The following is a 12,289-nucleotide window of genomic DNA, read 5'->3' as shown; positions in this document are numbered from 1 at the left end:
GCCATGCGAAAGCGCGCGACCGCCGTCCTCCTGCCCGTGGCCCTATGGCTTGCGGCGTGCGCGCCCGCCAGCGATTTCACGGGCGAAATGCCGGAGTTCAGCGAGACGAAGGACGGCGCCACGCTGAGGTTCGGGCAGGTGGCGAAGGTGGTCACGGAGGATGTCGCGCATCACGTGCCGGTGCAGTGGGAAGTGAAGGTTGAAAAGCCGAAGCTTATCGACGCCCCCAGGTCCGCCGCCCAAACAAAGCAGTTCATCTGTTTCCCCGTGGAGCTCACCCCGGTGGCGGTGGGCGTGTTCAGCACGGATGTCACCGTCGCGCTGCCGGAGCTGAAGCCTATCGACGGCTCCCGCTACGCCAACCTCGCCGACCCCGCCTACTGCGCCGAAGCAGCCGAAGCAGCCGACGAAGCACCTGACGGAGGCTCAGAGCTGGTGCCGCTGAGCGGCTACACCGGCGACCTCGTCGCAGGCGAGCCGCAGCGCACGTACGTGGCTTCCTGGGTGGGCACCGCCAACCCGGGCATCGAGGGCACCGGGGTGGAGCTGAGCACCCAGGACACCAGCTTTAGCTGGCGCTAGAGGATGTCGCCGGGGGTGTAGGCGGCGGCGTCCGGGTGAGCGTCGATAAGCTTCTGCACCCTGTCCAACACACGATCCACCTGCGACTCGGCGGCTCCGATGAACGCGTGGCGGTCCTCAAGGGCCTCGTTGAGTGCGTCAGCGCTCAACGGCAGGCGCTCGTCGGCGGCGAGGCGCTCCACCAGGTTCTGCTCCGCGCCGTTTTCGCGCATGTCCAGCGCCATGGCCACCGCGTTTTCCTTGATCACCTCGTGTGCCGTTTCGCGGCCCACGCCCGCGCGTACCGACGCCATGAGGATGCGCGTGGTGGCCAAGAAAGGCAGGTAACGGTCGAGCTCGCGGTTGATCATGGCGGGGAACGCCCCGAACTCGTCGAGCACGGTGAGCATGGTTTCCAGCTGGCCGTCGATGGCGAAGAACGCATCCGGCAGCGCCACGCGGCGGACCACGGAGCAGAACACGTCGCCCTCGTTCCACTGCTGTCCGGCGAGGTCCGCCACCATGGTGAGGTAGCCTCGCAGGATGACCTGGAAGCCGCCGACGCGTTCGCAGGAGCGCGCGTTCATCTTGTGCGGCATCGCGGAGGAACCGACCTGGCCTTCCTTGAATCCCTCGGTCACCGTTTCATTGCCTGCCATGAGGCGGATGGTGGTGGCCAGCGACGACGGGCCCGCGCCCAGCTGCACCAGCGCGCTCACTGCGTCGAAGTCGAGGGAGCGGGGGTAGACCTGGCCCACCGAGTCGAAGACGCGGTCGAAGCCCAGCCCGCGCGCGATCTCCGTCTCCAGTGCAGCCAGCTTCTCTTCATCGCCGCCCATGAGGTCCAGCATGTCCTGGGCGGTGCCCATCGGGCCCTTGATGCCTCGCAGCGGGTAGCGGCCGAGCAGCTCCTCGATGCTTTCTACCGCCACCAGGATCTCGTCCGCAGCTGAGGCGAAGCGCTTGCCCAGGGTGGTGGCCTGGGCGGCCACGTTGTGGGAGCGGCCCGCCATCACAAGCGACTTGTACTCGCCCGCACGGTTGCCCACGGCCTTGAGCAGGGCGATGGCCTTGTCACGCGTAAGCTCCAGCGAGCGGTAGATCTGCAGCTGCTCCACGTTTTCGGTGAGGTCGCGCGAGGTCATCCCCTTGTGGATTTCCTCGAAGCCCGCGAGCGCATTGAACTCCTCGATCCGAGCCTTCACGTCGTGGCGGGTGACCTTCTCGCGCTCCGCGATGGAGGTCAGGTCCACCTGGTCGATGACGCGCTCGTAGGCCTCAATGGCGCCTTCGGCTACCTCGACGCCGAGCTCCTTCTGGGCGCGCAGCACGGCGATCCACAGCTGGCGCTCCAGGATGATCTTGTGGTCCGCGCTCCACAACGTAGCCATTTCTGGGGAGGCGTACCGGTTGGACAGGACATTCGCGTTGTTCGGTTTCACGCGCTCAATCATAGGGAGATAGCTCCCTCGATCGCGGGGCGGGCGATGTCTTTGCGGTAGAACGAGCCCGGCAGGCCGATCTTTTCAATCACCTTGTAGGCGTCCGCGACCGCCTCTTCAAGCGTGGCACCCCGGCCGATGGCGTTCAGCACGCGCCCGCCTGTGGCCACTAGCTGCCCGCCCTGGGTACCGGTGCCGGCGTGCAGCACCGTTGCCGGATCATCCACCGGGCCCGTGATCGCCCCGCCGGTCTTCGCGGCCTGCGGGTAGCCTTCGGCGGCGAGCACCACGGTGGCGGCGTATCCGTCGCGCCACTTCAGCTCCCCCGACTGCGCGATGTAGTCCGCCAAGCGGCCTTGCGCCACCGCCTGCAGCACTTCCGCCAGCGGGCTTTCCAGCAGCGCGAGCACAGCTTGGGTCTCCGGGTCGCCGAAGCGCGCGTTGAACTCCACCACGGCCGGGCCTTCCGGGCCCCACGCCGCACCGATGTACAACAGCCCCTGGTAGGGCACGCCCCGATTCACCATTTCGCGGGCAACCGGTCGCGCGATGTCGTCGACAAGCACCTGCACCCCGCCCTCGGGCAACCACGGCAACGGGGTGTAGGCGCCCATGCCGCCGGTGTTGGGGCCCTCGTCGCCGTCGTAGGCGCGCTTGTGGTCCTGCGCGGGCTGAAGCGGCACGACCATTTCGCCGTCCACCAGGCAAAACAGGCTCACCTCGGGGCCCTCGAGGAAGGATTCGAAGAGCACCGGGTTGCCCGCGGCGATAACGGCTTCGGCATGGGCAGCAGCTTCTCGACGATCCTCCGTAACCACCACGCCCTTCCCACCGGCCAGCCCGTCGTCTTTGACCACGTAGCGCGGGCCATACTCATCGAGCGCCGCCTCGATTTCAGCGGCTGCTTCTACCCGCGTGGCGGAGGCGGTGCGCACCCCGGCCGCGGCCATGACTTCCTTAGCAAACGCCTTCGACCCCTCCAGCGCCGCGGCCGCCTGGCTAGGGCCGAACACGTCGATACCAGCCTCGCGCAGCGCATCCGCGGCACCCGCCACAAGCGGAATCTCCGGGCCGATGACCACCAGGTCCGCGGCGAGCTCCCGCGCCAGCGCCACGATGGCGGCCGGGTCGTTCACGTCCACCGCATGCACCTCGGCCACATTCGCCATGCCGGCGTTGCCCGGCGCGACGAAAAGCTCGTTGCCCTGCATTGCGTTGAGAAGGGCGTGTTCGCGGCCGCCCGAACCGATCACTAGTACGCGCATGGCCACTAATTTACCGGTAGCGTTTTAAGGCATGGCTACTGTATTCAGCAAGATCATTGCAGGCGAGATCCCCGGGCGCATCGTGTACCAGGACGACACGGTCGCGGCCTTCCTCACCATCGAGCCGGTCGCCTACGGCCACACCCTGGTGGTGCCGGTAGAAGAGGTGGATAAGTGGACCGATCTTTCGCCTGAGCTGTGGGCGCACATGAACGAGGTGGCCCAGGCAATCGGCCAGGTGATTGTGCGTGAGTTCGGCGCGTCGCGCGCGGGCTACCTCATTGCCGGCTTCGAGGTGCCGCACGCCCACATCCACGTCTTCCCGGCCGACGACATGTCCGGCTACGACCTCTCGCGCGCAATGAGCCCGGATTCCACCGACGACGCGAAGATGGACGCAGCAGCGGAAACCATCCGCAAGGGGCTCACGCAGCCGGAAGCGAAATAGTAAACGTCGAGCCCTCGCCCTCGACTGTGGCGACCGTGATCGTGCCGCCGTGCGCCTCCACAAGTGACTTGGTGATGGCCAGGCCCAGCCCCGAGCCGCCTCCCGAGGCGCGGGTGCGCGACGTGTCTGCGCGGTAGAAACGCTCGAAGATGTGCTCCGCGTCCTTCTGCGGCATGCCGCACCCGTTGTCGGCCACATCAACCACCACGCGGTCGAGGTTGCGGCGGATAGTCACCGTCACTTCTGCTTCCGGGCCCGCGTGTTTGAACGCGTTGCTGGTGAGGTTCACCAGCACCTGGTGCAGCCGCGAAGAATCGCCCTCCACCACCGGCACGCCGTCCGAATCGTTCACCACGGTGAACACGCGCTCCGGGAACGCCGCATGCAGCGAGTCTTTCACCGATAGCGCAAGCTCCAGCACGTCCACCGGCTTCTTCTCCAGCCGCGACCCCTCCGCGCGGGTGAGCGCGAGCAGGTCCTCGACGAGCAGCTGCATGCGCGCCGATTCCTCGTCGATCTTGCCCAGCACCATGTCCGGGTCCTTCGCCATGCCTTTGGAGTACAGCTCGGTGTAACCACGGATGCTGGTCAGTGGCGTACGCAGCTCGTGGGAGGCGTCTCCCACAAAGCGACGCATCTGTTCCTCCTGCGTCCGCGCGGTTTCCAGGGACTCCTGCAGTCGGCTGACCATGGTGTTCATGGCGTAGGAGAGCTTTCCCACCTCGGTCTCGCGCGACCACGCCGGCACACGGCGGTCGATATCGCCTTCTGCAATCGCGAGCGCGGTGTTCTCCACGGTTTTCAACGGGGCGAGCGCGCGGCCCACGAAGTGGTTGCTCGCCCACCCGATGCCGATGAGCGCCAGGATGCCAGCCGAGGCCTCTACCCACGCCAGCGCCACGAGCATCTTGCGTTCTGACTCAAGCGACTTCGCCACGTACTGAATGTCGCCATTGGTGTCCTGGTGGGCGATCACGCGCCAGCGTTTGTCCTGCTCAGACCCTGGCACTGAAGGCACGGTTTGGGGCTTATCCAGCGCCTCAACCTGGGCGTAGTCCGGCGGGCTACCGCCGGCAGATGCGCCTGACCACCATCCCTGCGACGGGTAGTAGGTGCTCTGCGTGAACTCACTCGGCAGGCTCCACAGGTTGAACTGCCACGCAGGGCCTTGGTGCGCCCAGGTTTGCTGCCCCTCGCGTAGCTGGTCGTCCGCCCTGTCGATGAGCAGGCTGCGCATCACGAAGTAGATGATCAGAGAGCTGGCCAGGGTGCCGATGATGGAAATGAGCATCACCAGCCCAACCAGCTGCCGCTTGAGGGGCTTTCTCGACGATCCGGCGGGAAGAAACCGCATCACGTGTAGCGCCTGCGGGGTTTACTGGCGCGGGGTGCGCAGCACGTAGCCGACACCGCGGACAGTGTGGATGAGCGGAACGTCGCCAGTGTCCACCTTGCGGCGCAGGTAGGAGATGTAGGACTCCACCACGTTGCCGTCGCCGCCGAAGTCGTAGTGCCACACGTTGTCCAGGATCTTTGCCTTGGGCACCACTACCTCGGCGTTGAGCATCAGGTAGCGCAGCAGGTTGAACTCTGTGGGGGAAAGCTCCACGATCTCCCCCGCCTTGGTCACCTCGTGCGTCTCGTCGTTAAGCGTGAGGTCGGCGTAACGCAACGTGGTGTCTTCGCCCGCTTCCTCCGTGACATTTCCGCGACGCAGGATCACGCGCAGGCGGGTGATCACCTCTTCCAGCGAAAACGGCTTCGTCACATAATCGTCCGCGCCGATAGTCAGGCCATGAATGCGGTCCTCCACGGCATCCTTCGCGGTGAGGAACAGGACCGGGCCATCCAAACCCTCAGAGCGCAGGTTGCCCAGCAGCTCAAACCCGTCCATCTCCGGCATCATCACGTCCAGGATGTAGGCGTCCGGCTTGAAGGAGCGCGCCAGCTCGATAGCCTCCGCCCCCGAGTTCGCGCTTTCGACCTCGAAACCCTGAAACTTCAGCGACACAGTGAGCAGTTCGACGATATTCGGCTCGTCGTCAACGACAAGCACCTTCACATTCTGGTCAGCCATTGTTTGCTCCGTTCACACTTTCATCATTTCGCAGCGGTTGAGCTGCGCGTTTTTCCAGCGGGAGCGCACCTTTCCGGGCACGCGTTTCACGCCGGTTGTTTCCATAGGTGATTAAACAACATCCCGCTGGGCGTTTCCTGTGCGTTGGCTTCCAGGCACCATTCGACTTGCGAGGGATTCGCCTATGCGCAGTGCCCTGTCCCCTGCCCCCTGCCCCTTGTCCCCTGCCCCCACAAACAGATGTAGACCCCAGAGTTTTATGTGCACATTCCACCTTGGGCGATGACGCACAATCTCTCAGATTGAGGCGCTGAGATCTACTACACCCCGTGCAAGCAACACCCGAAAAGAATTGGAGCTGGAGACGAGACTTGAACTCGCAACCTACGGTTTACAAGACCGTTGCGCTACCGATTGCGCCACTCCAGCAATGGGCCAAAGTTTACACACCGCCTATCGGTGCGCGAAAAGAGCTCAACCGATACTCTGTCGGTGTGCCAAACGGGATGAACACTTTGTGGGAGAAGATCAGCGGTTCCCGCCAGCGCGTCGCGACGATCGACGACGCACGCACGTCCCCGCCGCCGTCGGTCCTCGCCCCGGTGAACCTGACTGACCCGGCCGAGGTCGCCGCGGTGATGAACCTCGCGGCCCGCATCGGCGAGATCCTCATCGCCAACGCGACCACCTCATCGGATGCGATCAAGTACATGCACTCGGTGTGTTCGTCGTACGGCCTGCACTATGTGCACATCAACATCGTGGTGAACACCATTACGCTGAACACGATTATCGGGGTGGATAAGCGCCCCCCGGTGAACGTGTTCCGTGTTGTCACCATGATCAGCGAGAACTACGCGAAGTTGCAGGAGGTCGACCGCCTCATCAGGTCGATCCGCTCTGGCGCGACGCCGCCGGAGATGGCCGAGAAGATCCTCAACGACATCGACACGATGCCGATTCCGCACCGCAACACCCGCAACCTGCTGGGTTGGGCCGTGATGGGCATGTTCGTGGCGATGCTTTTGGGCGGCGACTGGTTGATGATGATCGTCGGCGGCATCACGGCGTTTCTCATCATGGGCTTCAACAAGCTCCTCTCCCGCGGCGGGCTGCCGGCGTTTTTCCACAACGTCATCGGCGGGTTCCTCGCCACAGTGCCAGCGGCGATTTTCTACGATTTCTCGGCGTCCATCGGCCATACGATCGTGCCGAGTCAGCTCATCGCTACAGGCATCATCGTGCTGCTTGCAGGTTTGACGTTGGTGCAATCGCTTCTCGACGGCGTCACCGGCTCCTCCATCAACGCCGCCGCGAGATTCTTCTCGGCGATGCTGAACACCGGCGGCATTGTCGCGGGTGTGGCAACCGGTGTGGCGGTCTCTGAGCTGGTTGGTATGCCTCTTCCCCCGGTTGAGATGCTGCCCGGCTCTTCGGCGTACAGCAGCATCTTCCTCACGGTGCTCGGCGGCGCGATGGCGGCGGCGTCGTTTGCGGTGACGTGTTTCGCGGAGCGCCAGGCGGTGGTGCTGTCGTTTATCACCGGGGCTTTCGGTTCGGTGATGTTCTACGTGATCATCCAGCCCCTCGGCGCGGGTCGATTGCTGGCTACCACGGTGTGCGCGATCGTGGTGGGCCTTGTTGGTGGTTTGATCTCCCGCCGTTTTTTAATCAACCCGGTGATCACAGCGGTGGCGGGCGTGACGCCGTTTCTGCCCGGTTCGTGGATTTACCGTGGCATGTACGCGATCATGAACGAGCAGATCCTGCTGGGCATGATGAACCTGTTTACCGCCATCGGCACCTGCATGGCGCTCGCGGGCGGTGTGGTGTTTGGTGAGTGGATCGCACGCAAGATTCGCGCGCCGCAGCTCTACGCGCCGTACCGGGCGTTCCGCCGTGCGGGCCGGGCTACCTTCGAGCAGATCCGGAAGGTGCGCCTGCGCCGGTAGCGTGTAGAATCGGCTGCCTGTAGGTTGACCCGTTTCTTTTGTTTCCAGGAGGATCCTTCAAGTGCCACCGAAGATCACCGATTCCCGCCCCTCCGCCGAGGCCACGCATGCCGTGGAGGAGCAGACCGCGTCGGGCGCTCGTCGGATTGTGGCCACGTACGCGGAGGATTTCCTCGACGGTGTGACGCTGATGTCCATGCTGGGCGTGGCTCCGAAGGGCTTTGCGTACAAGCGCTACGTGGAAGACCTGGAAAAGCAGGAGGAAGAGGCGCCGAAGAAGGCGACCAAGAAGGCAGCAAAGAAGGTCGCGAAGAAGAAGGCCACCAAGAAGAAGGCGACGAAGAAGGCCGCAAAGAAGGCCACCAAGAAAGCTACGAAGAAGGCCACTAAGAAGTCGACGAAGAAGGCCGCAAAGAAGGCCTAAATGGGCGACAACGAGTTCGTCGTTGTGGCGAACCGCCTGCCCGTAGACAAGGTGGGCGACGCCTTCCAGGTCTCTCCCGGTGGCTTGGTTGCTGCGCTGGCGCCGGTACTGAAGCGCCGCGGCGGGTCCTGGGTGGGCTGGATTGGCGACACTGCAGACCCCGTAGAGACTGATTCCGCGCTCGATCCGTTCGAGTTCGACGGCATTTCGCTCGTGCCGGTCCCCCTCGACGGGGAGGATTTTGAAGGGTTCTACGAGGGGTTTTCGAACTCCACGCTGTGGCCGCTCTACCACGACCTGATTGTCACCCCGGAGTATCACCAGCAGTGGTGGGAGCGCTACGTGGCGGTCAACGAGCGCTTCGCACGCGCCGCCGCCGACACCGCGGCCCAGGGAGCAACGGTGTGGGTGCAGGATTACCAGCTCCAGCTCGTCCCCGGAATCCTGAAGCGCCTGCGGCCGGACGTGAAGATCGGCTTCTTTTTGCACATCCCCTTCCCCGCCCCGGCGTTGTTTAAGCAGTTGCCGTGGCGCGAGGAGATCCTGGATGGCCTTTCCGGCTGCGACCTCATCGGCTTCCAGCGGGAGGCGGATGAGGTGAATTTCCGCCTGCTGGGTCGCGACATCCGCACGGGCACGTTCCCCATCTCGATAGATCCTGAGGCGGTGGGGGTGGCACCGGAGGCGTCGATAAGCGAACTGCGTGCGCGCCTCGGCAACCCTTCCCGCATCATGTTGGGCGTCGACCGCATGGATTACACCAAGGGCATCTTGCAGCGCCTGCTTGCGGTAGAGGAGCTGCTTGAGGAGCATTCGCTTAACGACGTCGCCGTGGTCCAACTCGCAACCCCCTCCCGCGAACGCCTGAGCCACTACCGCCAGACCCGCAGGGATGTGGAGGAGGCCGTCGGGCGCATCAACGGGCGCTTCGGAGAGGTGGGCCGCCCGGTGGTGCATTACGTGCACCGTGGCGTGCCGCGCGGGGAGCTGGCCACCTACTACGCCGCTGCGGATCTCATGTTGGTCACACCGTTCAAGGACGGCATGAACCTGGTGGCGAAAGAGTACGTGGCGGCGCACCCGGACGGCTCCGGCGCGTTGGTGCTCTCTGAGTTCGCGGGCGCCGCGGTGGAGCTCGACCAGGCGTACCTGTGCAACCCGTTTGACGTGGCGTCGATAAAGCACGCGATCATGCAGGCGATGGACCCGGAGCCTGCGCGTATGCGGGCGATGCACGACTGGGTGCTCACCCACGACGTTGCTGCCTGGGCCGAGGCGTTTATGGGGGCCCTGTGAGAAACACCGTGAAACGGTTCGCTTTACCCGTTATAGCAGCAGCGCTCGTGCTTTCCGCCTGCGCGCGCGAGGAGACGTGGCAGGTGGTCGCCGTGTACACCGACCCGGACACCCCCGGCGCGCTGCCCGTGGACGCCGCGGGCGCGGTGAACGTGGCCGTCGACGGTTCGTCGTTCCGCGGCACCACTGGGTGCGCCGAGATGAGCGGGACGTACGCCATCGATAAGGGCGTACTGACGGTGACGGACGTGGATATGCCGGACGCGGGCGGTTGCGTCGGCGGGGCGCGCCGCACCCACGATCAGCTCGCGGGGCTGCTTTCCCCAGGAGCCCGTTTCGACGTGCACCAGCTGTCGGACTACGAAGTGGTGCTCACCGCCGTCGTGGAGGCCATCGAGCCACCATCGTTAAGGCTGATGTTGTTGTGATCGACCAAGCCCGCGCTGAAACGCTTCTGGTGTGCCTGGATTTCGACGGCACGCTCGCAGAGCTCAACCCGGACCCTTACGCCGTGGCCATGCACCCGGCGGCGGACGACGCGCTGCGCCGCCTGGCGGGCGTGCCGGGCACCGAGGTAGCCATCCTCACCGGCCGGCACCTCGACGGATTGCGTCGCGTGCTGCCCCACGGGTTGCCCGCCACGCTCGTCGGCTCCCACGGCGCGGAGCCTGGCCCGGCGCTCACCGCGGAGGACGAGGCGTACCTCGACGACATCGGCCGCCAGCTTGAGGCCATCGTCCGGGACGGCGCGTACGTGGAGGTCAAGCCCTACCAACGCGTGCTGCACGTCGCGCCGGTGGCCGACCGCCCCGCCGCGCAGCGCATGCTTGCAAAAGCCCTGGCTATCAACACCACCCGCCCCGTCACCCCCGGACATAACGTGGTGGAATTTTCCGCCGTGGACATCACGAAGGGCTCCTGGCTGGCTCGCCACAAGCACGCCTTCGCCGCCACGGTGTTCGCCGGCGACGACGACACGGACGAAACCGCCATGGCGGTGCTGGGGCCGGCTGATCTTGGGGGGAAGGTGGGCGGCAAGCCGTCGATAAGCAATGTGCGCGTCGGCGGCGTGGACGAAATGGCCGATTTCCTGCAAGAACTCGCGGGAGAAAGGGAGCGATGGAACGCCGCGAACTGACACACGATGCACGCACGCGCACCTGGCTCGAGGTGCCGGGTAAGCGCGACACGCTGCTGATGGTGCTGCACGGCTCACTGCAATCGGGAAGCGTGATGCGCAACTTCACCTCCCGCCAGTTCGAGGAGCTCGGGCCTACTGTGGTCTACCCGGACGGGGTGAGCAGGCACTTCAACGACCTGCGCACCGGGCTCGCCGAGGAGACGCGGCGCCTTGGCATCGACGACGTCGGCTTCCTACGCAAGCTGGTGGAGCACTACGCCGCGGAGCGGGTCATCGGCATCGGATTCTCCAACGGCGGACAGATGGTGCTTCGCATGCTTTTCGACGCCCCCGGGGTGCTCACCGGCGCCGCCCTCTTCGGCGCGTCCATGCCTACCGAGGACAACACGGCGGTGGATACCTCGGAGTTTGTGCCCACCCCGGTGGTGAGCGTGCAGGGCACCGCCGATCCTTTGGTGCCGTATAAGGGTGGCATGGCGGGCATCAATAACAACAACCGCGGCGAGACACGTTCCGCGCTGGGCTCCGCCGAGTACCTCGCGCAGCTCAATGGCTGCACCGGGCATTCCGCCCAGGAGCACCGCGGCTACCGGGTGGACGCTTGGTCGGGTGAGGCCCCGGTGGAACTTTGGAGCATCGCAGACTTCGGCCACATGGTTCCCGGGCGCACCGATCTAGATCCCCGCATCGGCCCCGGCACGGAGTTGGTCACCGGCGCGGAGATCGTCGGCGGCTTCTTTAGCCTGTAACGCGGCGCTGGCGGGCGAACTCGCTGAGCACCACACCGGCCGCCACAGAGGCGTTGAGGGACTCCACCCAGTCCGTCATCGGCACGCTCATGATCACGTCGCAGTGCTCGCGCACCAGGCGTGAAATGCCCTTGCCTTCGCTTCCCACCACGATGACCACCGGCTCGGTGGCCTGGTCGAACGTGTCCAGGGTGTGCTCGCCGCCCGCGTCCAGGCCGACCACGGTGTAGCCGTTGTCCTTGAACTGTTCCACCGTGCGCGTCACATTCGTCACCCGCGCCACCGGCAGGCGCGCGGCCGTGCCGGCCGAGGTGCGCCACGCCACGCCTGTGACTTGCGCAGAGCGGCGCTCCGGGATGATCACGCCGTTGCCGCCGAAGGCCGCCGTGGAACGGATCACCGCGCCTAGATTGCGCGGGTCCGTGATGTTGTCCAGCACCACGAACATGCCCGGCGCGTCCGCTTCTGCCGTGGCCTCAAGCAGGTCTTGGAAGTCCGCGTACTTGAACGGCTGGATCTTCAGTCCCACGCCCTGGTGCATGCCGTTGCCGGTCATCGCGTCGAGTTGCTGGCGCGGCACTTCCTGCACCGGCAGGTTGCGCGCATTCGCAATCGCCACCGCCTCGCTCAACCTGTCGTCGTGGCCGGTGCCCTGGGCGACGAACAACGCCTCGGACGGCACCTTCGCCTTGAGACACTCCACCACCGGGTTGCGGCCCACCACCAGATCCGCCACCTCGCGGTCGTGGCGGCCCTGGTCGCGGCGCTTCTGTTCCACCTTGCGCTTGTGCGCCGAGTGGTAGACGCGGTCTTCAGCCTTCGGGGTCGCGCCCTTGCCCTTCAGGCCGCGGCGGCGCTGCCCGCCGGAGCCCTTCGTCGGGCCCTTCTTGTTCTTCTTCTGCACGTCGCGGCGCTGGTACGGCTTCGCCATGTC

At 65.3% G+C, this 12,289-nt stretch carries 13 protein-coding genes and 1 tRNA gene; 8 read left to right on the top strand and 6 right to left on the bottom strand.

Going from position 1 to position 12,289, the window contains the following annotated elements:
- Window positions 1-3 precede the first annotated feature (3 nt).
- Window positions 4-582, top strand: a complete 579-nt coding sequence (locus HWX32_RS01800; RefSeq protein ID WP_175934502.1) for a hypothetical protein — start codon at window positions 4-6, stop codon at window positions 580-582.
- Here HWX32_RS01800 and purB read toward each other — a convergent pair.
- Window positions 579-2,015, bottom strand: coding sequence for an adenylosuccinate lyase (gene purB, locus HWX32_RS01795; protein WP_175934501.1), 1,437 nt, complete (start codon window positions 2,013-2,015; stop codon window positions 579-581). The two genes, HWX32_RS01800 and purB, sit on opposite strands and share 4 nt — an antisense overlap.
- Window positions 2,012-3,268: a phosphoribosylamine--glycine ligase gene (gene purD, locus HWX32_RS01790; RefSeq protein WP_175934500.1), complete on the bottom strand. Its 1,257-nt coding sequence runs from the start codon at window positions 3,266-3,268 to the stop codon at window positions 2,012-2,014. The genes purB and purD overlap by 4 nt, the downstream gene beginning before the upstream one ends.
- A gap of 31 nt (window positions 3,269-3,299) precedes the next feature.
- On the opposite strand from purD, the gene HWX32_RS01785 reads away from it, so the two are divergent.
- Window positions 3,300-3,716 carry an HIT family protein gene (locus HWX32_RS01785; protein ID WP_175934499.1) on the top strand — a complete coding sequence of 139 codons (417 nt, stop codon included), beginning with the start codon at window positions 3,300-3,302 and terminating at the stop codon, window positions 3,714-3,716.
- Here HWX32_RS01785 and HWX32_RS01780 read toward each other — a convergent pair.
- From HWX32_RS01780 to HWX32_RS01770, 3 genes are all read right to left on the bottom strand, one after another.
- Window positions 3,694-5,070, bottom strand: a complete 1,377-nt coding sequence (locus tag HWX32_RS01780; RefSeq protein WP_175934997.1) for a cell wall metabolism sensor histidine kinase WalK — start codon at window positions 5,068-5,070, stop codon at window positions 3,694-3,696. The genes HWX32_RS01785 and HWX32_RS01780 overlap by 23 nt on opposite strands.
- Before the next feature lie 21 nt (window positions 5,071-5,091).
- Window positions 5,092-5,793, bottom strand: a complete 702-nt coding sequence (locus HWX32_RS01775; RefSeq protein WP_175934498.1) for a response regulator transcription factor — start codon at window positions 5,791-5,793, stop codon at window positions 5,092-5,094.
- 353 nt (window positions 5,794-6,146) lie between these two features.
- Window positions 6,147-6,222: transfer RNA gene (locus tag HWX32_RS01770), tRNA-Thr, on the bottom strand.
- A 77-nt stretch (window positions 6,223-6,299) separates the two neighbouring features.
- Between HWX32_RS01770 and HWX32_RS01765 the strand changes: the two genes are divergently transcribed.
- From HWX32_RS01765 to HWX32_RS01740, 6 genes are all read left to right on the top strand, one after another.
- The gene (locus HWX32_RS01765) at window positions 6,300-7,745 is read left to right on the top strand and encodes a threonine/serine exporter ThrE family protein (protein WP_175934497.1); all 1,446 of its coding nucleotides are present in this window, start codon (window positions 6,300-6,302) and stop codon (window positions 7,743-7,745) included.
- Window positions 7,746-7,806: 61 nt separating this feature from the next.
- On the top strand, window positions 7,807-8,169 hold the full coding sequence (locus tag HWX32_RS01760) for a hypothetical protein (RefSeq protein ID WP_075466262.1): 363 nt from the start codon (window positions 7,807-7,809) through the stop codon (window positions 8,167-8,169).
- Entirely contained in the window at window positions 8,170-9,465 is a 1,296-nt protein-coding gene (locus HWX32_RS01755; protein WP_175934496.1) for a trehalose-6-phosphate synthase, read from the top strand.
- Window positions 9,466-9,512: 47 nt separating this feature from the next.
- Window positions 9,513-9,893, top strand: a complete 381-nt coding sequence (locus HWX32_RS01750) for a hypothetical protein (protein ID WP_175934495.1) — start codon at window positions 9,513-9,515, stop codon at window positions 9,891-9,893.
- A complete protein-coding gene (locus HWX32_RS01745) occupies window positions 9,890-10,603 on the top strand; it encodes a trehalose-phosphatase (RefSeq protein WP_254868219.1) in 714 nt (237 codons plus the stop codon). The genes HWX32_RS01750 and HWX32_RS01745 overlap by 4 nt, the downstream gene beginning before the upstream one ends.
- Entirely contained in the window at window positions 10,585-11,355 is a 771-nt protein-coding gene (locus HWX32_RS01740) for a PHB depolymerase family esterase (protein WP_075466269.1), read from the top strand. The genes HWX32_RS01745 and HWX32_RS01740 overlap by 19 nt, the downstream gene beginning before the upstream one ends.
- Here the strand turns inward: HWX32_RS01740 and rlmB are convergent.
- Window positions 11,345-12,286: a 23S rRNA (guanosine(2251)-2'-O)-methyltransferase RlmB gene (gene rlmB / locus HWX32_RS01735; RefSeq protein ID WP_175934494.1), complete on the bottom strand. Its 942-nt coding sequence runs from the start codon at window positions 12,284-12,286 to the stop codon at window positions 11,345-11,347. The genes HWX32_RS01740 and rlmB overlap by 11 nt on opposite strands.
- Between the last annotated feature and the right edge of the window lie 3 nt (window positions 12,287-12,289).

Origin of the sequence: Corynebacterium sp. Marseille-P4321 (assembly GCF_903645305.1) — a bacterium.
Lineage (GTDB): Bacteria > Actinomycetota > Actinomycetes > Mycobacteriales > Mycobacteriaceae > Corynebacterium.
Note: the sequence above shows the minus strand (reverse complement) of the source record. Positions and strands in the feature narration are given on the sequence as shown.

Coding starts and splice junctions, on each gene's coding strand:
- rlmB (WP_175934494.1), bottom strand. CDS start 12,286: ATGGCGAAGCCGTACCAGCGCCGCGACGTGCAGAAGAAGAACAAGAAG.
- HWX32_RS01785 (WP_175934499.1), top strand. CDS start 3,300: ATGGCTACTGTATTCAGCAAGATCATTGCAGGCGAGATCCCCGGGCGC.
- HWX32_RS01740 (WP_075466269.1), top strand. CDS start 10,585: ATGGAACGCCGCGAACTGACACACGATGCACGCACGCGCACCTGGCTC.
- HWX32_RS01755 (WP_175934496.1), top strand. CDS start 8,170: ATGGGCGACAACGAGTTCGTCGTTGTGGCGAACCGCCTGCCCGTAGAC.
- HWX32_RS01775 (WP_175934498.1), bottom strand. CDS start 5,793: ATGGCTGACCAGAATGTGAAGGTGCTTGTCGTTGACGACGAGCCGAAT.
- HWX32_RS01800 (WP_175934502.1), top strand. CDS start 4: ATGCGAAAGCGCGCGACCGCCGTCCTCCTGCCCGTGGCCCTATGGCTT.
- purB (WP_175934501.1), bottom strand. CDS start 2,015: ATGATTGAGCGCGTGAAACCGAACAACGCGAATGTCCTGTCCAACCGG.
- HWX32_RS01765 (WP_175934497.1), top strand. CDS start 6,300: ATGAACACTTTGTGGGAGAAGATCAGCGGTTCCCGCCAGCGCGTCGCG.
- HWX32_RS01780 (WP_175934997.1), bottom strand. CDS start 5,070: ATGCGGTTTCTTCCCGCCGGATCGTCGAGAAAGCCCCTCAAGCGGCAG.
- purD (WP_175934500.1), bottom strand. CDS start 3,268: ATGCGCGTACTAGTGATCGGTTCGGGCGGCCGCGAACACGCCCTTCTC.